The sequence below is a fragment of the Enterobacter sp. RIT418 genome (genome assembly GCF_003057745.1).
Classification (GTDB): Bacteria; Pseudomonadota; Gammaproteobacteria; order Enterobacterales; family Enterobacteriaceae; genus Enterobacter.
Genome location: NZ_QBJD02000001.1, coordinates 280,143 through 300,172, shown reverse-complemented (window position 1 = coordinate 300,172; position 20,030 = coordinate 280,143). Strand labels below are relative to the sequence as shown.

The window sequence follows — 20,030 nt, the reverse complement described above, 5'->3', positions numbered from 1 at the left end:
AGTTCAGGTGCTAAAGTAAAAGAAGAAGCGGAAAATAGCAGCATTCATGCTTGCGTTACCTTGCGTGGTAAAAAACCGATAAGACCTTATTGAAAAGCCTGCACGGATAAATGTCAATCTTCTGATAGGGTTATACCCCAAATAATAAAAGAGGGAGCAAAGCCCCCTCTCTCAACTGGCTTATGCCAGTGCTGCTTTCGCTTTTTCGACCAGAGCGGTGAACGCTACTTTGTCGAATACTGCGATGTCAGCCAGGATCTTACGGTCGATTTCAACAGAGGCTTTTTTCAGGCCGTTGATGAATTTGCTGTAAGAAATACCGTTCTGACGTGCTGCTGCGTTGATACGCGCAATCCACAGTTGACGGAACTGACGCTTACGCTGACGACGGTCACGGTAAGCGTACTGACCAGCTTTGATAACAGCCTGGAAGGCAACGCGGTAAACGCGTGAACGCGCACCGTAGTAGCCTTTAGCTTGTTTCAAAATTTTCTTGTGACGTGCACGTGCAATTACACCACGTTTTACGCGAGCCATATGTGCTCTCCTGTATCTATATTCTTAGTAAAAAATTAAACGTTAACGGCTTATGCGTACGGCAGGCACGCGATAACCAGACCCAGATCGCCTTTAGAAACAAGGCCTTTTGGACGCAGGTGACGTTTACGCTTAGTAGATTTTTTGGTCAGAATATGACGCAGGTTTGCGTGCTTACGCTTAAATCCACCACCACCGGTTTTTTTGAAGCGCTTAGCAGCACCGCGTACGGTCTTAATTTTTGGCATCTTAATTACTTCCACTTCGCATTGTTAAATAAACGAAACATAGGCGAACAAAACCTATGAGACCCGAAGGCTTCACAGGTTTTGCTACTTGAAGGCCTTACTGTTTCTTCTTAGGAGCGAGCACCATGATCATCTGGCGGCCTTCGATCTTCGTAGGGAAGGATTCGACTACTGCCAGTTCACTCAGATCGTCACGGACGCGGTTAAGCACTTCCATACCAATCTGTTGGTGGGCCATCTCACGACCGCGGAAACGCAGCGTGATCTTGGCCTTATCGCCATCTTCCAGAAAGCGAATCAGGCTGCGGAGTTTTACCTGATAATCGCCATCGTCGGTACCAGGACGGAATTTAATTTCCTTAACCTGGATAACTTTTTGTTTCTTCTTCTGTTCCTTAGAAGACTTACTCTTTTCATAAAGGAACTTGCCGTAGTCCATGATACGACAAACTGGCGGTTCGGCGTTAGGGCTGATTTCAACTAAATCTACTCCAGCTTCTTCAGCTTTTTCGATCGCTTCTCTCAGACTCACAATCCCCAGCTGCTCGCCTTCCAGACCTGTTAAGCGAACTTCCTGGGCGCGAATCTCGCCATTGATACGATTCGGACGTGCCGTTTGAACTCGTTTTCCGCCTTTAATACCTTATTCCTCCAGTTGTTGAAGACTGCGGCTGCGAATCTCTTGTTGCAGCTTCTCAATCACTTCACTTACGTCCAGGCTCCCCAGGTCTTTACCACGGCGGGTGCGAACGGCGACTTTGCCTGCTTCCACCTCTTTATCACCACAGACCAACATATAAGGGACACGACGTAAAGTGTGCTCGCGGATTTTAAAGCCAATCTTCTCATTTCTCAAGTCTGCTTTTACGCGAATGCCCGCATTTTGTAGTTTCTGCGTCAATTCTTTAACGTAATCCGCCTGAGAATCGGTAATGTTCATCACCACGACCTGCACTGGCGCAAGCCAGGTTGGGAAGAAGCCTGCGAACTCTTCGGTCAGGATGCCGATGAAGCGCTCCAGCGATCCGAGAATTGCGCGGTGAATCATGACCGGTACCTGACGCTCGTTATCTTCGCCAACATAAGAGGCGCTTAAACGCTGCGGCAGGGAGAAGTCCAGCTGTACAGTACCGCACTGCCATGCGCGATCGAGGCAGTCATACAGGGTAAATTCAATTTTCGGACCGTAGAATGCGCCCTCGCCCAGCTGGTATTCGAACGGAATACCGTTCTCTTCCAGCGCGACGGCGAGATCCGCTTCAGCACGATCCCATGTCTCATCGCTACCGATACGTTTTTCCGGACGCGTTGAGAGTTTGACCACGATCTTCTCGAAGCCAAAGGTGCTGTACATATCGTAGACCATACGAATGCAGGCGTTAACTTCATCACGTACCTGATCTTCCGTACAGAAGATATGCGCATCATCCTGAGTAAAGCCACGAACGCGCATCAGACCGTGCAATGCACCCGATGGCTCGTTACGGTGGCAGCTACCGAACTCTGCCATACGCAGCGGCAGGTCGCGGTAGGATTTCAGACCCTGGTTGAAGATCTGAACGTGCCCCGGGCAGTTCATTGGCTTGATGCAGTATTCACGGTTCTCAGACGAGGTAGTGAACATCGCATCTTTGTAGTTGTCCCAGTGGCCGGTTTTTTCCCACAGCACACGGTCCATCATGAACGGGCCTTTCACTTCCTGATACTGGTACTCTTTCAGCTTCGAGCGCACAAAGGTTTCCAGTTCGCGGAAGATGGTCCAGCCGTCGTTGTGCCAGAACACCATACCCGGCGCTTCTTCCTGCATATGATACAGGTCAAGCTGCTTGCCGATTTTACGGTGGTCGCGTTTAGCGGCCTCTTCCAGGCGCTGCAGGTAGGCGTTCAGGGCTTTTTTATCTGCCCACGCGGTACCGTAAATACGCTGCAGCATCTTATTGTTGCTGTCGCCGCGCCAGTAGGCACCCGCGATTTTCATCAGTTTGAAGTGATGACAGAAACGCATGTTCGGCACGTGCGGCCCGCGGCACATGTCGACGTATTCTTCGTGATGGTACAAGCCAGGCTTGTCATCATGCGAGATGTTCTCGTCAAGAATAGAAACTTTATAGTTCTCGCCACGCTTCACGAAGGTTTCACGCGCTTCGTGCCAGCTGACTTTTTTCTTAATGACGTCGTAGTTAGTTTCGGCGAGCTCGTGCATACGTTTTTCGAGCGCGTCGATATCTTCCTGAGTCAGGGTATGGTCAAGATCAACGTCATAGTAAAAACCGTTGTCGATAACCGGACCGATCGCCATTTTGGTGTTTGGCCAGAGCTGCTTAATTGCGTGACCTAACAGGTGCGCACAGGAGTGACGAATGATCTCAAGACCTTCTTCGTCTTTCGCCGTGATGATGGCAAGCGTCGCGTCGTTTTCAATCAGATCGGAGGCATCAACCAGCTCACCGTTTACGCGGCCAGCGATAGTTGCTTTTGCAAGTCCTGGACCGATGTCCAGAGCAACATCCATTGGACTAACGGCGTGATCAAAATGGCGTTGGCTACCATCAGGAAGAGTAATTACAGGCATTTTATATCCTTATTTGCAGTGATGCCCCACACATAAGAGCATATACAAAGAAAATAATCGTGATTTAACAGTAGATTACGACACCATCTAACCAACAATCGTCAAATTGGCTCGTCATCATGCGCTAGCGAAAATCAGAAAAATGCGGATTTACGGCAAGCCTTGTAATGTTAACACTATTAGGCAACGGATTGCATCCTCTGTAACCAGAACGCGCATCTCATGCTTTGGCATGAGTTTGCTCGCTTTGCAGCCAGTGGCTCGCAAATCCTTAACGCTGAGCTATTCTTGAACAGGCCTTTACACCCTTTAGAGGGCTTTATATGAACGTATCCAGTCGAACCGTCGTGATATTGAACGTACTTTCAGCTGCCGGTTTGGTGTTGATCCTTGCGAACAGATTCAACTGGTTCTGAAACAATCGTTGCTAGCAACACCATAACCTGTCCTCCTGAATAATGCGCAAACTGCGGCATACTTTGATAGAATCGAAATATCAAATTTCAGGGGTCAGGTTATGCCAACGAAACGATTTGCCGCAAAACACTGGAAAATGGTGCTGGTTTTAATTGCGATTTGCGGTGCAATGCTGCTACTGCGCTGGGCAGCCATGATCTGGGGCTAGCCATACCTAAGAAAATCCGTAAAGACTTCAATGGGCTGCCGGGCAAAATGGATGACGGCGTTCGAAGAAGATTTCTGCGTTTTTTATTTTCCCTTCCGTTTAACTGCATAACTATTTATTTAATTCTGCAATTTTTGCCGTTTATCGAGACCGCTTTTTCATGACGAACAGACGTAAATAATATCTGATTAAAATAAAAATGGGCCGACACTATATCGGCCCATCGCTATTACATTTTATAGCCTAAGGAAATGCTGGTTCTGCGGTCAGTATGATCCGGTGCAGTATCTGGAGGCGAAGAGTTCCAGGTGACGTTGTAGGCCACTTTCAGTCCAAAATGCTCGTTAATCGCCACGTTCAGCGCGGTCTCAGAGTTTAGCGTCGTATCATCTGCGCCAAACACCGATACGCCCTGGGTGAATTTCGTCGTGTCGGTCATCTGCCAGGCGTAGGTGCCAGACGCATAGCCTAACGGCTGCGTCTTGGTATCACCGTCAGTGTACTTGTCATAGCGTACGCCCGGACCAAATTCGAAGCGAAGGCTATGAACCGGCCCGTTCAGGAACTGACGACCATAACCTGCCGTGAACACGTCGCGATCGCGATAGCCGTTGTAACGGTCGGTCAGCCAGCTTGCCTGGCCAAAAAGATAGTCATAATCCGTCATGTTGTAGCGTGAACGTCCGCCTAAGGCATACTTCTCTGAAGATCGCTCATCGTTCGCGGAAGTGTTGCTGGCATTGCCCCACAGAGACCATGCGGTGGTATTCCCATACCAGGTCAGGGTGCTGTCTGCGGTCAGAGAGGAACTTTTGGTATTACCGGATTGTGCCAGATAACCTGCGTTCAGGTTACCTTCGAACGGTTTTTGCGCGGTGGCAGGATCGTCCATGACAGTAAAAACGGAATCATCGGCGGCTGCATTCATTGACGCAAACACGCCACCCGCCAGCATCAGTGCAGCGGGTACTGTCTTCAAAAGCTTCATTTTATTAAGGAGTCCGTACAACAAAAAAAGAGACCATCACGGTCCCGGAAACTTTCTTGAGGATCAATGACAAGGCGTCCAGAGAAAGGTAACAAATTATAAAAAGCCGCAAATAACATAGCAATGATTTCTTATTTCATTTTTTGAATAAGAACGATCTGAAAAAGTTATTTCGTTTATATATCGCTAGCCCTACTTTTGTCAGCATTCGTATTTAAAATCATACTGTTATTTACTTTCCCTTCCTGCCGATAGGTGCCAGGCTTAAGGATACCCTTATAAAAAGGAGGTAATGATGGACGTGATCTATACCCTAACCCTTTCCCCTTCTCTCGATTCTGCCACCCTGACGCCGCAGATTTATCCGGAAGGTAAACTACGCTGCAGCGCCCCCGTATTCGAACCGGGCGGAGGCGGGATCAACGTAGCGCGGGCCATTACGCATCTCGGTGGAAAAGCGACCGCTATTTTCCCGGCCGGGGGCGCGACCGGGGAACATCTGATCTCGCTGCTTGCCGATGAGCAGGTCGCCGTTTCCACGGTCGAGGCGCGGGAATGGACCCGCCAAAACCTGCACGTTCACGTTGAATCCAGCGGCGAGCAGTACCGGTTCGTAATGCCTGGAGCAAGGCTGTCCGATGATGAGTTTCGCCGTCTTGAAGAGAAAGTGCTGGCCATCCCCCGCGGCGCGCTGCTGGTTATTAGCGGCAGCCTCCCGCCCGGCGTAAAAACGGAAAAACTCACGTCGCTCATTCAGGCAGCACAGCAGCGTGACGTTCGGTGCATTGTCGACAGCTCCGGCGAGGCCCTGCACGCGGCGCTCGCGCCGGGCCGGCTCGAGCTGGTAAAACCGAACCAGAAAGAGCTAAGCGCGCTGGTCAACCGTGAACTGACCGAGCCAGATGACGTGCGCTCTGCGGCAGAGGAGCTTGTTCACAGCGGCAAAGCCCGCCGCGTGGTGGTTTCGCTCGGCCCACAGGGGGCGCTGGCCGTGGATGAGAACGGATGTGTACAGGTCGTCCCGCCACCGGTGAAGAGCCAAAGCACCGTGGGCGCAGGAGACAGCATGGTCGGCGCCATGGCCCTAAAGCTGGCTCAGGGCGCATCCCTTCTGGAGATGACGCGCTATGGCGTCGCTGCGGGGAGCGCCGCCACCCTAAACCAGGGCACGCGCCTGTGTTCGCTGGCGGACACCCAAAAAATTGTCGATTACCTGTCCAGAAGCTAGCCCCTTCCCCCTTCTTTATCGGGGCGATTGCGCGCGCGGGTCGCCAAACCCGCGCCATCGACTATGCTAAGAAAACTTTCAGAATAACAATGAGGTGAAATATGAGCAGTGGCGATCTCACACGCTACGTGGTTACGGTTAAGATCCATGAAGCGTCGCTGACTGAACTAAATGAACTTAACAACGCCTTTTCCCAAGCGAAATTCCTCCTGACGCTTACGGACGAGGAAGGCAATACCCACGATCTCGGGCCAATGACTTTTGGCCTGATAAGCCCGCTCGATTCGAACGACGTTAAGGCGCTGGCCAGCAGCCTCGCCGAAGGCGTAACCGATAAAGCCACCGCCATCGAGGTGGATACCTGGGAGGCGTGGCACAAAAAAGAACATTAAGTGCCCTGCCTGACGTTAAACCGCTCAGGTGTGCGTTAGTTCGTATTTTATACAGCCGTTATGCGCTAACTTTATGATCTGGCAGACAACATGGGAGAGGCATCATGTGGCAGGCTATCAATCATCTTTTAAGTGAACAGCTGGGTGAAGGTGAAATCGAACTGCGTACCGAACTGCCGGGCGGAGAAATTCACGCCGCGTGGCATTTACGCTACGCGGGTCGGGATCTTTTCGTTAAGGCCGACGAGCGAGAACTGTTGCCCATTTTTACCGCCGAAGCGGACCAGCTTGAGCTGCTTTCACGCAGTAAAACGGTTGCGGTTCCTCAGGTGCTGGCGGTCGGAAGCGACCGCGACTACAGCTTCCTGGTCATGGACTACCTTCCGCCCCGTCCGCTGGATGCCCACAACGCCTTTATCCTCGGGCAGCAGATTGCCCGGCTGCACCAGTGGAGCGATCAGCCTCAGTTTGGCCTGGATTTCGATAACGATCTTTCCACCACGCCGCAGCCAAATGCCTGGCAGCGCCGGTGGTCTACCTTTTTTGCCGAGCAGCGCATTGGCTGGCAGCTGGAGCTGGCGGCCGAGAAGGGGCTGGCGTTTGGCAACATTGATGCGATAGTCGAGCACGTCCAGCAGCGCCTTGCGTCACATCAGCCGCAGCCATCCCTGCTGCACGGTGATTTATGGTCTGACAACTGCGCGCTTGGGCCGAACGGGCCGTATATCTACGATCCCGCCTGCTACTGGGGTGACAGGGAGTGCGACCTCGCCATGCTTCCTCTGCATCCAGAACAGCCGCCGCAAATTTATGATGGCTACCAGTCCGTATCGCCGCTTCCGACCGGTTTTCTTGAACGTCAGCCGGTCTATCAGCTTTACACCTTGATCAACCGCGCCATTCTGTTTGGCGGTCAGCATCTGGTGAACGCGGAGCGCGCCCTGGAGCGCGTACTGGCAGCGTAGCGCTCAACGGGTGGCCTTACGCCACCCGCAGTTTTTACAGGAAGCCGAGCAGCTTAAAGAAAAAGTATCCGGCCACGATAATGATAACGGGCAGGATATAGAGTGGGAAAATCTGCAGGAAAATGGTGTGGCGCGGAACGACAATGCGCGCTTCTATCTGTTCGCGGCTCAGCCCTTCCGCCCCCTTCGCCTTCTCAAGAATTAGCTGGTCTTCTACCCCTTCGCGAAGAAAACGCGTCTGGCGGCTCATGCGCGCGCCGGAGGCCTGCAGCGCCATGGCGACGAAGATCAGGGCGAAGATGATCCAAAACCCAATATTCAACTGCTGGTGAAAATCCGGCGTTGGCGAATTGAACCAGAAAACGTTCAGGAACGGCGTGTTAAAGCGCATCATTTCAATCATGACGTGCGCAAAATCAAGCATGACCGCGTTAATTCCTGCCTGCTTTTCACTGTGGTCGTACATAAACTTGAGTACGGAAATCAGCGTGGAAATGACCGCAGGAATAAAAATAACCCATCCGGCAATACGTTTTAAGACCGCAATGCGTCCAGCCTGTTGATACGTCATCAGTTCCCCTTTCAAAGACGCGTTATTTTTGCGTAAGTTTACCTGCTGCCCATCATTTTCGCCCGTTCTTTAAAACCGTTATGCTAAATTGCGGTAGGTACTTAGCACTTATCGTCTGTCGTACACCCTAAAAAAGGAGACGTTGTGATGTCGACACCGCGCCAAACTCTTGCCGCAATTTTTGACATGGATGGATTACTTATCGATTCCGAGCCGCTGTGGGATCGTGCTGAACTGGACGTCATGGCCAGCCTTGGCGTTGATATCAGCCGCCGTCACGAACTGCCCGATACGCTGGGACTGCGCATCGATATGGTGGTTGAGCTCTGGTATGTCCAGCAGCCGTGGACGGGCCCCGATCGCGCTGAAGTGACGTCGCGCATCATCAGTCGCGCCATTTCGCTGGTAGAAGAGAGCAAGCCGCTTCTGCCAGGGGTTCGCGAGGCGGTCGCCCTGTGCAAAGCTAACGGGCTCAAGGTTGGGCTGGCCTCCGCGTCGCCGCTGCATATGCTGGAAAAAGTGCTGACCATGTTTGAGCTGCGCGACAGCTTCGACGCGCTGGCCTCTGCGGAAAAGCTGCCCTACAGCAAGCCGCACCCGCAGGTGTATATGGACTGCGCCGCCAAACTCGGCCTCGACCCGCTCACCTGCGTGGCCCTAGAGGATTCCGTTAACGGCATGGTGGCGTCTAAAGCCGCACGCATGCGCTCAATCGTCGTCCCTGCCGAAGAGGGCCAGCACGATCCTCGCTTCGCGCTCGCTGACGTTAAGCTCAGCTCGCTGACCGAACTCACCGCACAGCATTTGTTCGGTAAGTAGCGTCAACCACCCGCGTTCTTCGCGCACGGCCTTCGGGGGCGCGGGTTAATCGCTTTAATTGGATTGTGACAAAGAGTTACACCGTCACCTCTTTCATGTACTGTATAAAAACCCTATACTGGATGAATTGACAGTCTCCAGGGTTTTATCATGACGGCGGAAGGCCACCTGCTTTTTTCAATCGCATGCGCGGTGTTTGCTAAAAACGCTGAGCTGACGCCCGTGCTGGCGCAGGGCGACTGGTGGCATATCGTCCCTTCGGCCGTACTGACCTGCCTGCTGCCCGATATCGACCACCCCAAATCGTTTCTCGGGCAGCGGCTGAAATGGATCTCGAAGCCGATCGCCAGAGCCTTCGGGCACCGCGGATTTACCCACAGCCTGCTGGCCGTGTTTGGCCTGCTAACGCTGTTTTACCTGAAGGTACCCGAGAGCTGGATCGTCCCCGCCGACGCCATTCAGGGCATGGTGCTCGGCTATCTGAGCCATATCCTTGCGGACATGCTCACTCCTGCCGGCGTGCCGCTGCTATGGCCGTGCCGCTGGCGCTTTCGTTTCCCCATCCTTGTGCCGCAGAAAGGCAACCAGCTTGAGCGCGTACTTTGCATGGCACTCTTCGCCTGGGCGGTGTGGATGCCGCAGGGCCTGCCCGAAAATGGTGCAGTGCGCTGGTCATCCCAGATGATCAATTCGCTACAATTTCAGTTCAATCGATTTATTCATCACCAGATTGAACATTAAACCGACAAAATAATCCCATTTGTCATAAACCATTCCATTTGGATATAAGCGCCACATCACACTTCTGATAACCTTGCGCCAACAGGATCGGTAAAAACCGACCGTATAATAAATCAGGAGAACGGGGATGAATTTTCCACTCATCGCGAACATTGTCGTGTTCGTCGTATTGCTATTGCTTCTCGCGCAGACGCGCCACAAACAGTGGAGCCTGGCGAAGAAAGTGCTCGTCGGTTTGGGAATGGGTGTTGTATTTGGTCTGGCACTGCAGGCTATTTATGGCTCTGACAATCCGGTACTGAAAGACTCCATTCAGTGGTTCAACATCGTCGGCAACGGCTATGTTCAGCTGCTGCAGATGATCGTCATGCCGCTGGTGTTTGCCTCTATTCTGAGCGCCGTGGCGCGTCTGCATAACGCGACTCAGCTGGGTAAAATCAGCTTCCTGACCATCGGCACCCTGCTGTTCACCACGCTGATTGCGGCGCTGGTGGGCGTGCTGGTGACCAACCTGTTTGGCCTGACCGCCGAAGGTCTGGTGCAGGGTTCTGCTGAAACCGCGCGTCTAACCGCGATTCAAACCAACTACGTTGGCAAACTGGCGGACCTGACCGTGCCGCAAATGGTGCTTTCCTTCATTCCGAAGAACCCGTTTGCCGACCTGACCGGTGCCAGCCCAACCTCTATTATCAGCGTAGTGATCTTTGCGGCATTCCTTGGCGTGGCCGCGCTGAAGCTGCTGAAAGACGACGCGCCTAAGGGCGAACGCGTTCTGACCGCGATCGACACCCTGCAAAGCTGGGTGATGAAGCTGGTGCGCCTGGTGATGCAGCTGACGCCTTACGGCGTGCTGGCCCTGATGACCAAAGTGGTCGCCGGCTCTAACCTGCAGGACATCATTAAGCTGGGCAGCTTCGTCATTGCCTCTTACCTGGGTCTGGGCATTATGTTCGTTGTCCACGGCATCCTGCTGGGCGTGAACGGCGTGAGCCCTCTCAAGTACTTCCGCAAAGTGTGGCCGGTGCTGACCTTCGCGTTTACCAGCCGCTCCAGCGCGGCGTCTATCCCGCTGAACGTGGAAGCGCAGACCCGCCGTCTGGGCGTACCGGAATCCATCGCCAGCTTCTCCGCTTCCTTTGGTGCAACCATCGGTCAGAACGGCTGTGCGGGTCTCTACCCGGCCATGCTGGCCGTGATGGTAGCACCAACCGTGGGGATTAACCCGCTGGACCCGGTGTGGATTGCGACCCTGGTGGGTATTGTGACCATTAGCTCTGCCGGGGTTGCTGGCGTGGGCGGCGGTGCAACCTTCGCCGCGCTGATCGTCCTTCCCGCGCTGGGCCTGCCGGTGACGCTGGTTGCGCTGCTGATCTCCGTTGAACCGCTGATCGATATGGGCCGTACGGCGCTGAACGTAAGCGGCTCGATGACCGCCGGGACGCTGACCAGCCAGTGGCTGAAGCAAACCGACAAAACGATTTTGGACAGCGAAGAGGACGCCGAGCTGGCGCACCGTTAATCGCATTCAACATAAAAAAACCGCCCTCCGGCGGTTTTTTTATATCTGTTGCTCTACTCTTCAACCTCGTCATCCTGACGGATTTGCACGGCCCACCGCTGGGCCGACTCCGGCACGGAAAAGGTCGGCGAACGGCGAAAGTGTTCACCCATCAGTACAAAAGCCACGTATTTCCCCCGCAGCTGCCAAACATCGCGAAAACCATCCACCTTCAGGGCATGTTCAGGCGGCGCGGGCTCGACGCGGGGCACGTAGCTAATGACGGGGCGGTTTTGTTGACGAAGAGGTTTCATAAGCGACGGATTCACTAAAACAAATTCGGGAAGCAGAAAATTCTATGATAGCCGATTCTCCCCTCCTGCGTCGCGCCCGGCGCGCCTCATTTCGCTCCTTTTGCTAATCCCGGAGTGTGAAAACTCTTAGTTAACCGGCCAAATCCTCACATTGTTCTATCCTTAATAGGGTTTTTAGCAATGGATAAAGGAGAAGCGTGCAATGTCGAACAAAGATAAGCCACATCAGTCACCCATTCATGGCACCGAAGAATCAAAACCGGGGATGGACTCTCTCGCACCTGCGGACGGCTCCCACCGCCCGACTCCCGGCCACTCGGCGCCCGGGGAACAACCCACCGCACCGGGCAGCATGAAATCCCCGGACGCGGGAAACCACAAGGTAGATTCGCTTGAGCCGCACCGCAAAGGCGGAGAAGGCTTTGCGCTGACGACCAATCAGGGCGTGCGCATCGCGGACGATCAGAACTCGCTGCGCGCGGGCAGCCGCGGCCCAACGCTGCTGGAAGATTTTATCCTGCGGGAAAAAATTACCCATTTTGACCACGAGCGCATTCCGGAGCGCATCGTCCACGCGCGTGGCTCTGCGGCACATGGCTATTTCCAGCCCTATAAGAGCCTGAAAGCGATCACCAAAGCGGACTTCCTCTCCGATCCCAACAAAAAAACGCCGGTATTTGTGCGCTTCTCCACCGTTCAGGGCGGCGCAGGCTCGGCCGATACGGTGCGCGACATCCGCGGCTTCGCCACCAAGTTTTACACCGACGAGGGCATTTTCGACCTGGTAGGCAACAACACCCCTATTTTCTTCATTCAGGATGCGCATAAGTTTCCTGACTTTGTCCATGCGGTAAAACCGGAGCCCCACTGGGCGATACCGCAGGGACAAAGCGCGCACGACACCTTCTGGGACTATGTCTCGCTGCAGCCCGAAACGCTGCACAACGTGATGTGGGCGATGTCGGACCGCGGCATTCCGCGCAGCTACCGCACGATGGAAGGTTTCGGTATTCACACCTTCCGCCTGATCAACGCCGAAGGCAAAGCCACGTTTGTGCGCTTCCACTGGAAGCCCGTTGCGGGCAAGGCGTCCCTGGTGTGGGACGAAGCGCAAAAGCTTACCGGCCGCGATCCGGACTTCCACCGTCGCGAGCTGTGGGAATCGATTGAAGCGGGTGATTTCCCTGAATATGAGCTGGGGCTACAGCTGATCCCGGAAGAGGACGAATTTAAGTTCGACTTTGACCTGCTCGACCCAACCAAGCTCATCCCGGAGGAGCTGGTGCCGGTTCAGCTGGTGGGCAAAATGGTGCTCAACCGCAACCCGGATAACTTCTTTGCCGAAAACGAGCAGGTGGCGTTCCATCCGGGGCATATCGTGCCGGGTCTGGATTTCACCAACGATCCGCTGCTGCAGGGTCGTCTGTTCTCATACACCGATACGCAGATCAGCCGCCTCGGCGGGCCGAACTTCCACGAAATTCCGATCAACCGCCCAACCTGTCCGTACCATAACTTCCAGCGCGACGGGATGCACCGCCAGGATATCGACACCAACCCTGCGAACTACGAGCCAAACTCCATTAACGATAACTGGCCGCGCGAAACGCCTCCTGCGCCAACGCGCGGCGGCTTTGAGTCGTATCAGGAGCGCGTTGAAGGCACCAAAATTCGCGAGCGAAGCCCGTCGTTTGGCGAGTACTACGCCCAGCCGCGCCTGTTCTGGAACAGCCAGACGCCGATTGAGCAACAGCACATTATCGGCGGCTTTAGCTTCGAACTGAGCAAGGTGGTGCGCAGCTACATCCGCGAGCGCGTGGTCGATCATCTGGCACGCATTGATATTCAGCTCGCCCAGAGCGTGGCTGATAACCTCGGCATTGCGCTTACCGACGAGCAGCGGAACGCCGCGCCGCCAAAAGACGTCAACGGCGTGAAGAAAGATCCGTCTCTCAGCCTGTACGCAGTACCTGGCGGTTCAATCAAAGGGCGCGTGGTGGCAATTCTGTTGAATGACAACACTCGCGCCAGCGACGTGTTGAGCATAATGAAGGCGCTGAAGTCCAAAGGCGTTCACGCAAAGCTGCTTTACTCACGCATGGGCGAAGTCACCGCCGATGATGGCTCCGTACTGCCGATTGCGGCAACCTTCGCAGGGGCACCGTCGCTGACGGTAGATGCCGTCATCGTGCCGTGCGGGGATATTCAGAGCTTGCTGAACAACGGCGATGCGGCCTATTACCTGCTCGAAGCCTATAAGCACCTCAAGCCGATTGCGCTCGCGGGCGACGCGCGTCAGTTCAAGGCGCTATTGAAGGTTGCGGACCAGGGCGAGGAAGGGATTGTCGAAGGCGATAGCGTCGACAAAGCGTTTATGACCACGCTTTTTGATCTGCTTGCCGCGCACCGCGTCTGGTCACGCAGCAGCAAGATAGATCAGATACCGGCGTAAAAATACCCTCACCCCGGCCCTCTCCCTGAAAGGGAGAGGGAGACATGCAGGCCTGTGCTCGTAGTCCCCTCTCCCCTTTGGGGAGAGGGATAGGGTGAGGGGACATTTTTTACAAATCCCTGAACGTCCCCAAACGATACCCGCGCTCGGCAATCGCATATTTCAGCGACGCCGAGGTCAGCACGTCCAGCTCCGCCAGGCGCGGCCAGCAGTAGGCGCTTTTGCGCACGATGTTATCGACAAACGCCGGATGCGCCATCACTTCAAGCGACCGTTCGCCGCGCGCGGCGGAATCATCCAGCACCTTCAGGAACAGCGCCTCGCTGATATCGTCACCGTAAAACGCGCTGCTGAAGCCGTCCGTTGTCGTCACGTCTGGCATGTCCATCTCCTGCGGAACGCTACGATCCACGCGCATCGCCACCCCTTTGCGCTTTGCAAATTCGGCGACGACTGGGCAAATCGCCGGGATCATGTGAACGTGGTGGTGGCTGTCGATATGCGACGGCTCGCGGCCAAACACGTCGACAAAGCGGTTGAACTGACAGTCCAGCTCGCGGGCAATTTCATCGAGCGGCAGCACGCCCTGCTCCGCCATTTCCCAAATCCATTTCCCCAGCAGTCCGTCACGGGTAAGCCCCGGCATCGCAGAGAGCGGCATCCCCAGCGTCAGCACAAAGTGCATGCCGACGCCCAGCTCGGGCACCTCGCGGCTTAGCTGAGCCGCATGTTCAACCGCCTCACCGTTGATTAACGCCGTCGTAGAGGTCACGACGCCCCGGCGGCAGGCCTCAATAATGCCGTAGTTCTGCCCCTTCGACAGGCCAAAGTCATCGGCATTTACGATCAGCAGGTTTTCCATCGTTCTCCCCTTAGCGGTGATTGGACTTGAGCTTCTCGACCGTTGCGGCAAAGTTGGGCAGCCATTTTTCATGGGCCAGGATCATCTCGCTCGCCAGCACTTCCGCATCGCGGTCGGAATGCACCAGCGGACTGAGGTTCAGCGCCAGCAGCACGTCGTTCAGCTCGCCGCTGAGCGCCGCGTTGCTCGCCGCCACCTCGAATCCCTTAATGGTGTGGATCAGGCCCATCACCTTGTCATCAAAATGGGTAATGCGCGGATGCGGTTTTGCGCCGTCGCGCCCCAGGATGCAGGTCATCTCCACGGCCCAGTCTGCCGGGATATTGTCGACGTGGCCATGGTGCGGCACGTTTACGTAATGCTCGGCCTGCTTGTCGTTGTAAATGGCGTTGATGACTTCGCACGCGGCGTCAGAATAGTACGCCCCGCCGCGCTGCTCCAGCTCTTTTGGCTTCACGTTGAGGTTAGGATCTTTGTACAAATCAAAGAGCTGCTTTTCAACTTTCTGCACCACCTGCGCGCGCGCGCCGCCCTTGTAGTACTCGCCCATTTCGATGGCCAGCATCTCTTTCTGCTTGAAGTAGTAAAGCAGGTACGAGCACGGCAGCAGGTTCAGGGAGCGGATCAGCCCCTCGCTGAACGGCAGATCGAAGATGTTCTTCACCGACGCCGCGGTAAGGCGGCCGGAAGCCACGCCGTCCAGCAGTTCGTCAAAGCGCGATTTTCCGTTCACGATGACATCTTTAATAAACACCATGTGGTTCAGGCCGAACAGATCGATGGAAAGATCGTCGCTATCGGTCAGCTCCAGCACGTCGCGGATAAACATCTTCATGCCGATCGGGATATTGCATACGCCGATAAAGCGCTTAAAGCCGGTATGGCGGTAGACGGCCTCGGTCACCATGCCCGCCGGGTTGGTGAAGTTAATCACCCACGCGTTCGGGCAGATCTCTTCCACGTCTTTGATAATGTCAAAAATGACCGGAATGGTGCGCAGCCCTTTAAACAGGCCGCCCGCGCCGTTGGTTTCCTGGCCCAGGTAACCGTGGCTCAGCGGGATACGTTCATCCAGCTCGCGCGCCTTCAGCTGGCCAACGCGCAGCTGGGTGGTGACGAAATCGGCATCCTTCAGCGCCAGGCGGCGGTCCAGCGTTTTATGGACGGTTAACGGAACGCCCGCTTTGGCAACCATGCGCTGGCAGAGGTCAAAAATAATATCCAGCTTCTCCTGCCCTTCCTCAACGTCCACCAGCCATAATTCGCTGACCGGCAATTCATGATAGCGTTTCAAAAAGCCTTCCAGTAATTCCGGGGTATAGCTGCTGCCGCCGCCAATGGTTACGACTTTTAATTTCTGTTGCATAATATCTCCCTTAGCGTATCAGGTTAACCGCCTGCAAGGTATAGCGTTCTCTTCCCGCTATTTGGGCAAGCAATTAAATCATTATTCTTGACGGATACTCCGTCTGCCGTTAATTAATTACCGTCAAATTCTTTCGGTAACTGTTCGGTGTGAATGACGTAAATTTCTTAAAGGTTTTAATAAACAGGCTGGGGCTACTGTAACCCGATTCGTAAGCAATATCGGTCACCGAGTAGTTGGTTATTTCCAGCTGCTTTTTGGCAAAATTAATGCGGATTTCATTAATGATTTGCACCGGCGTTTTACGATAATAGCGTTGAGTCGCGCGGGTTAAATACTCCTGCGATTTACCCGATATCGCCACCATATTCTCCAGGGCATTATCACTGAACTGACATTTATCGTGCATCATTTCAACGGTGCTGCGCAGCCAATGGGGAATATCGTCAACAACCTGCTGCTCCTCGCGGTGGTGGCGAAGGCGGTTCATGACGTAGAACGTGACCGTTTCAATAAACTCATCAAATTCACCGTCGCGGAAGTTGAGCGAGGCGATAACCGTCTCGATCCAGGTCATAAACTCGTTTTTAACGCGATAAACCTGTGAGGCCACAAAGCAGAACGGTACCAGCGGCAGGTAGTGTTTCTCGAAGAAGCGTCTGCTTACGCCGACGTTGAGAATGCGGGTGGCGCCAAATTCGTAGAAACTCTGGTGATACGACCCCATTGGCAGGAACACGAAATCTCCGCGCTCAAGCAGGACCCGCTTCCCGTTGATCTCCTGATAGTAGCGGCCGGTCAGAACAATCGTGAACTCATAGTAGTCATGCTGGTGCAGACCGCTGGCGCTCTCCGTCTTGTTGTAGATAACCACGTGAAAATTTTTGCCGTTAAACAGCTGCTGCTCAAGTGCGGTTTTAATTTCCATCGTGCTGACCTCCTGCTGCCCCATCAACCTTACTGCATTTTCTCGTGAAGCTCGATGAGCTCTGCCACCAGCTCGCGGGCCAGCATAGAGGTCATCAGATGATCCTGCGCATGCACCAGGACGAGGCTAACCTTCATTTTGCCTTCGCCCTGATCGCCCTCAATCAGCTTCGTCTGTACCAGGTGGGCTTCATTGAGCGCGGTGCGGGACTGATCCATCATAGTCTTTGCCGCGGCGAAATCGCCCTGCTTGGCCTGCTTGAGTGCCGCATACGCCAGGCTGCGCGCCTGCCCCGAGTTGATGATAAGCCCCATCACCACCTCTTCCAGATCGTTCTCTACCGCCTCTTCTGCAACAATGCTGTCTAAATCTAACATCTTTAAGCTCCTTTTGGCTGGCGCGGGCTACCCCGCGCCGTGCAACTTTAGAATTTCAGTGCGAGGGCGATATCCTCTTCGCTCTCTTCTTCGTCGATAACGGTTTGCGCTTTGTTCGCAATCGCCACGAACGGCATGTAAAGCAGCGTGGCTATACCGAGGTTGAATATCGCCAGCAGGAAGGCGGCAACGCTACCGTTGGTATTGAAGAATGCGCCCAGACCGGCCGGCATTGTCCACGGTGCGATGTTGGTGACCGGCGGGATAATGCCCAGGTAGTACGCGGTCAGGGTAATCGCGGCCAGCAGCGGCTGAATCAGTACGAACGGAATAAACATGACCGGGTTCATGATGATCGGCAGACCAAACAGAATCGGTTCGTTAATCTGGAAGATGCCTGACGGCAGCGCCAGCTTCGCAACCTGACGGTGGTCAGCGCGGCGAGAGACAATAAAGACCGCGATGATCAGACCCAGCGTCGCCCCGGTACCGCCCAGGAAGATATAGGAGTCAAGCATCGGCTTCGCCCACACATGGAAGGTTTTACCGGCCGCCAGCGCCGCATCAACGGAGCCGTACTGCTGGTAAAGCGCAACGTTTTCCAGTGCCCATGGGGTCATGATACCGCTGTCCAGCGCCGCCAGTGCCAGTGAACCATGCACGCCGAAGAACCACAGCAGGGAGGTAAAGATGACATACGCCCAGCCGACCACGCTCCCCATCGACGCCAGCGGCGTAGAGATAGAGTCCATGATGATCTGGTGGAAGTTCGTGCCCCAGTGAGAGAGCGCCCAGGCGATAATCCCCATGATGGAGAGGATAATGAAGCCTGGAATCAACGCGGAAAATGAACGAGATACGGAAGCCGGTACGCTATCCGGCAGGCGGATAACCCAGTTGCGGCGGATGATGAAGGTGAACATTTCTGCCACCACCAGGCCAATCACAATACCGGAAATAATGTTTGCGCCGCCGAGCCAGTTGGCCCCTACCGCATAGGCTTCGCCTACGCTGTACGGGGTCACGGTCATGAATGCGGCAACGGATAATAGCCCTGCGGCCAGCGGGTCCACTTTACGTTCTTCCGCCAGCGCCATCCCAATAAAGAAAGGCGCCATCAGCGACATAATACCTAACGTACCGTTATATACGTTGCCGCCGATGGCTTTTAAACCATTAAGGGTTTCAATGGTGGAAGCGTCTAGCCGTATTCCTAATGAATAAAAGAAGGACCCTTCGCCAAAGCTCAGGAAAACGTTGTTAATTAAAACGAACATGGCCCCGGCCAGCGTTAACGGCATTAATTTAATAAAGCCGTTTTTGATGGCATTAACGTGAGGCTGCTTTCCTATTTTAACAGCAAAAGGAAGGAGTACCTTTTCAAGTGAAGCGATGACTTTACTCATAGGTAAATACCCTTAAATGCCGTAACGACGGTTACGGCGTATTGTGTGTGAAATTACTCTTTGACGGGAAAAATAAAATAATTAATTTGCAGCTTTTTTAATGGCTGCAACAGCAGCTTTCAATACACCTAAACCATCAATTTTGCCGTACAGCCCGGAATCAATAACTTCAACCGGCTTGTTTGGCAGCAAACGCTGAATTTCAGGCAGCATGTAGGCAATTTGCGGCCCCAGCAGCACGACGTCCGCAGCCTGTCCTTTCTCGCCCGCCAGGGTTTCCGGAAACGCTTCAATTACCACGGGAACTTCATACTTTTCAGCCTGCGCGCGCATTTTTGATACCAGCAGTGAGGTTGACATGCCCGCAGAACAAAACAGATAAATATGTTTCTTTTCCATCGTAACTTCCCTCTTGTTTGGCCACCCGCCGTCGCGCTATCACTCGACTCGCTATCCTGGCTGACGGGCAGTTTGCTTAACATTGTTTGTCGTTGAAGTGAGTATACGCAATGGTACAGGCAGGGGATAATTCTGAACAGACACAAATTGTCTCTCATTGACCTGGCTTGTTGACTCCCTTCACATTTCAGCTAAATAATTCGCGGGAAGAAATAAGATTAGCGCGGGCGTAAAAAAACCGGCCAGCTGGCCGGTTTGTTAACATCATCAGGCTGAAAGGGTTACTGAGCCTTAGGCGCCTGCGGATCGGTATCATATTCAGAACAGGTCTGATAGCCGGAATTGATTACGTGTCCGGTATCATCCAGCGCGACGAAGTAGGTCTCTGCCTTACCATCACGTTGACCCAGGATGTAGGTCTGGCAGGTACCGCGCGCGTGAATCATGGTGACTTCGGACGAAGGCTTACCGGCAATTGCGGCAACCTGCGAACGGGTCATCCCTTTCTTAACGTCCTTCACCACTGGCTGAGTAAACTGGTCCTTGGTACGATCGTAAGCCGTACACCCTGCCAGCATAGTCAGAACCGCCGCTGCACTTAAAATTCCTGCTACGTTCTTATTCATTTTCCGTCCTCTTGTTTATCAGCGTGTTATCTAAGCATGGAATAAAAATCACGATTCTTCAACTTTGTGATTTTCGCCAGACGAATTTCGGAAAAATCTAATAAAACAACGATAAC

General features: G+C 53.9%; 24 protein-coding genes and 1 other annotated feature (1 of these 25 only partly in view). Of the genes, 9 read left to right on the top strand and 15 right to left on the bottom strand.

Going from position 1 to position 20,030, the window contains the following annotated elements; all coding sequences use genetic code 11:
• Nucleotides 1–53: a sequence feature (Phe leader region), on the bottom strand; it reaches 72 nt to the left of the window's first position.
• From pheM to thrS, 5 genes are all read right to left on the bottom strand, one after another.
• Complete coding sequence (gene pheM / locus DBY73_RS22205; protein WP_001386830.1) at nt 4–48, bottom strand: pheST operon leader peptide PheM; 45 nt, start codon at nt 46–48, stop codon at nt 4–6. (Overlaps the previous feature by 45 nt.)
• A 127-nt stretch (nt 54–180) precedes the next feature.
• Nucleotides 181–537 carry a 50S ribosomal protein L20 gene (rplT, locus tag DBY73_RS01495; RefSeq protein ID WP_000124850.1) on the bottom strand — a complete coding sequence of 119 codons (357 nt, stop codon included), beginning with the start codon at nt 535–537 and terminating at the stop codon, nt 181–183.
• 50 nt (nt 538–587) lie between these two features.
• On the bottom strand, nt 588–785 hold the full coding sequence (gene rpmI, locus DBY73_RS01490) for a 50S ribosomal protein L35 (RefSeq protein ID WP_003030583.1): 198 nt from the start codon (nt 783–785) through the stop codon (nt 588–590).
• Between the two features lie 97 nt (nt 786–882).
• On the bottom strand, nt 883–1,425 hold the full coding sequence (gene infC, locus DBY73_RS01485) for a translation initiation factor IF-3 (RefSeq protein WP_023616141.1): 543 nt from the start codon (nt 1,423–1,425) through the stop codon (nt 883–885).
• A gap of 3 nt (nt 1,426–1,428) precedes the next feature.
• Nucleotides 1,429–3,357 (bottom strand): threonine--tRNA ligase, encoded by a 1,929-nt coding sequence (gene thrS, locus DBY73_RS01480; RefSeq protein WP_112009455.1) that lies wholly within the window; start codon nt 3,355–3,357, stop codon nt 1,429–1,431.
• 323 nt (nt 3,358–3,680) lie between these two features.
• Here thrS and yncL point away from each other — a divergent pair, with 323 nt between their 5' ends.
• Nucleotides 3,681–3,773 carry a stress response membrane protein YncL gene (yncL, locus tag DBY73_RS01475; protein WP_112009454.1) on the top strand — a complete coding sequence of 31 codons (93 nt, stop codon included), beginning with the start codon at nt 3,681–3,683 and terminating at the stop codon, nt 3,771–3,773.
• A 101-nt stretch (nt 3,774–3,874) separates the two neighbouring features.
• A complete protein-coding gene (gene yniD / locus DBY73_RS01470) occupies nt 3,875–3,982 on the top strand; it encodes a small membrane protein YniD (protein ID WP_112009453.1) in 108 nt (35 codons plus the stop codon).
• Between the two features lie 229 nt (nt 3,983–4,211).
• Here yniD and DBY73_RS01465 read toward each other — a convergent pair whose 3' ends face one another.
• Nucleotides 4,212–4,970 carry a YdiY family protein gene (locus tag DBY73_RS01465; protein WP_112009452.1) on the bottom strand — a complete coding sequence of 253 codons (759 nt, stop codon included), beginning with the start codon at nt 4,968–4,970 and terminating at the stop codon, nt 4,212–4,214.
• A gap of 295 nt (nt 4,971–5,265) precedes the next feature.
• Between DBY73_RS01465 and pfkB the strand changes: the two genes are divergently transcribed.
• The 3 genes from pfkB to DBY73_RS01450 all read left to right on the top strand — a co-directional run bounded on the left by pfkB (nt 5,266) and on the right by DBY73_RS01450 (nt 7,555).
• Nucleotides 5,266–6,198: a 6-phosphofructokinase II gene (pfkB, locus tag DBY73_RS01460; protein WP_112009451.1), complete on the top strand. Its 933-nt coding sequence runs from the start codon at nt 5,266–5,268 to the stop codon at nt 6,196–6,198.
• A 101-nt stretch (nt 6,199–6,299) separates the two neighbouring features.
• Nucleotides 6,300–6,590: a type V toxin-antitoxin system endoribonuclease antitoxin GhoS gene (gene ghoS, locus DBY73_RS01455; protein WP_112009450.1), complete on the top strand. Its 291-nt coding sequence runs from the start codon at nt 6,300–6,302 to the stop codon at nt 6,588–6,590.
• Nucleotides 6,591–6,694: 104 nt separating this feature from the next.
• The gene (locus DBY73_RS01450; RefSeq protein WP_112009449.1) at nt 6,695–7,555 is read left to right on the top strand and encodes a fructosamine kinase family protein; all 861 of its coding nucleotides are present in this window, start codon (nt 6,695–6,697) and stop codon (nt 7,553–7,555) included.
• Between the two features lie 34 nt (nt 7,556–7,589).
• On the opposite strand, the gene DBY73_RS01445 is transcribed toward DBY73_RS01450, so the two are convergent.
• Nucleotides 7,590–8,126, bottom strand: a complete 537-nt coding sequence (locus DBY73_RS01445) for a YniB family protein (RefSeq protein WP_112009448.1) — start codon at nt 8,124–8,126, stop codon at nt 7,590–7,592.
• Nucleotides 8,127–8,273: 147 nt separating this feature from the next.
• On the opposite strand from DBY73_RS01445, the gene hxpB reads away from it, so the two are divergent.
• The 3 genes from hxpB to DBY73_RS01430 all read left to right on the top strand — a co-directional run bounded on the left by hxpB (nt 8,274) and on the right by DBY73_RS01430 (nt 11,205).
• Nucleotides 8,274–8,945, top strand: coding sequence for a hexitol phosphatase HxpB (gene hxpB, locus DBY73_RS01440; protein WP_112009447.1), 672 nt, complete (start codon nt 8,274–8,276; stop codon nt 8,943–8,945).
• A gap of 150 nt (nt 8,946–9,095) precedes the next feature.
• The gene (locus DBY73_RS01435) at nt 9,096–9,686 is read left to right on the top strand and encodes a metal-dependent hydrolase (protein ID WP_112009446.1); all 591 of its coding nucleotides are present in this window, start codon (nt 9,096–9,098) and stop codon (nt 9,684–9,686) included.
• 127 nt (nt 9,687–9,813) lie between these two features.
• Entirely contained in the window at nt 9,814–11,205 is a 1,392-nt protein-coding gene (locus DBY73_RS01430) for an L-cystine transporter (RefSeq protein WP_112009445.1), read from the top strand.
• A gap of 53 nt (nt 11,206–11,258) precedes the next feature.
• Here DBY73_RS01430 and cedA read toward each other — a convergent pair whose 3' ends face one another.
• Nucleotides 11,259–11,498, bottom strand: coding sequence for a cell division activator CedA (gene cedA, locus DBY73_RS01425; protein ID WP_220092920.1), 240 nt, complete (start codon nt 11,496–11,498; stop codon nt 11,259–11,261).
• A 202-nt stretch (nt 11,499–11,700) separates the two neighbouring features.
• Between cedA and katE the strand changes: the two genes are divergently transcribed.
• A complete protein-coding gene (gene katE, locus DBY73_RS01420; RefSeq protein WP_112009443.1) occupies nt 11,701–13,950 on the top strand; it encodes a catalase HPII in 2,250 nt (749 codons plus the stop codon).
• A gap of 109 nt (nt 13,951–14,059) precedes the next feature.
• Here the strand turns inward: katE and chbG are convergent, their stop codons facing one another.
• From chbG to osmE, 7 genes are all read right to left on the bottom strand, one after another.
• Nucleotides 14,060–14,812, bottom strand: coding sequence for a chitin disaccharide deacetylase (chbG, locus tag DBY73_RS01415; RefSeq protein WP_112009442.1), 753 nt, complete (start codon nt 14,810–14,812; stop codon nt 14,060–14,062).
• A gap of 10 nt (nt 14,813–14,822) precedes the next feature.
• Nucleotides 14,823–16,178 carry a 6-phospho-beta-glucosidase gene (locus tag DBY73_RS01410; RefSeq protein ID WP_112009441.1) on the bottom strand — a complete coding sequence of 452 codons (1,356 nt, stop codon included), beginning with the start codon at nt 16,176–16,178 and terminating at the stop codon, nt 14,823–14,825.
• A gap of 109 nt (nt 16,179–16,287) precedes the next feature.
• On the bottom strand, nt 16,288–17,130 hold the full coding sequence (gene chbR, locus DBY73_RS01405; RefSeq protein WP_112009440.1) for a transcriptional regulator ChbR: 843 nt from the start codon (nt 17,128–17,130) through the stop codon (nt 16,288–16,290).
• A gap of 5 nt (nt 17,131–17,135) precedes the next feature.
• Nucleotides 17,136–17,483 (bottom strand): PTS N,N'-diacetylchitobiose transporter subunit IIA, encoded by a 348-nt coding sequence (gene chbA, locus DBY73_RS01400; protein WP_112009439.1) that lies wholly within the window; start codon nt 17,481–17,483, stop codon nt 17,136–17,138.
• Nucleotides 17,484–17,530: 47 nt separating this feature from the next.
• On the bottom strand, nt 17,531–18,889 hold the full coding sequence (gene chbC / locus DBY73_RS01395; protein WP_112009438.1) for a PTS N,N'-diacetylchitobiose transporter subunit IIC: 1,359 nt from the start codon (nt 18,887–18,889) through the stop codon (nt 17,531–17,533).
• Nucleotides 18,890–18,970: 81 nt separating this feature from the next.
• Nucleotides 18,971–19,288: a PTS N,N'-diacetylchitobiose transporter subunit IIB gene (gene chbB, locus DBY73_RS01390; RefSeq protein WP_112009437.1), complete on the bottom strand. Its 318-nt coding sequence runs from the start codon at nt 19,286–19,288 to the stop codon at nt 18,971–18,973.
• A gap of 281 nt (nt 19,289–19,569) precedes the next feature.
• Complete coding sequence (gene osmE / locus DBY73_RS01385; RefSeq protein ID WP_112009436.1) at nt 19,570–19,914, bottom strand: osmotically-inducible lipoprotein OsmE; 345 nt, start codon at nt 19,912–19,914, stop codon at nt 19,570–19,572.
• Nucleotides 19,915–20,030: the final 116 nt, after the last annotated feature.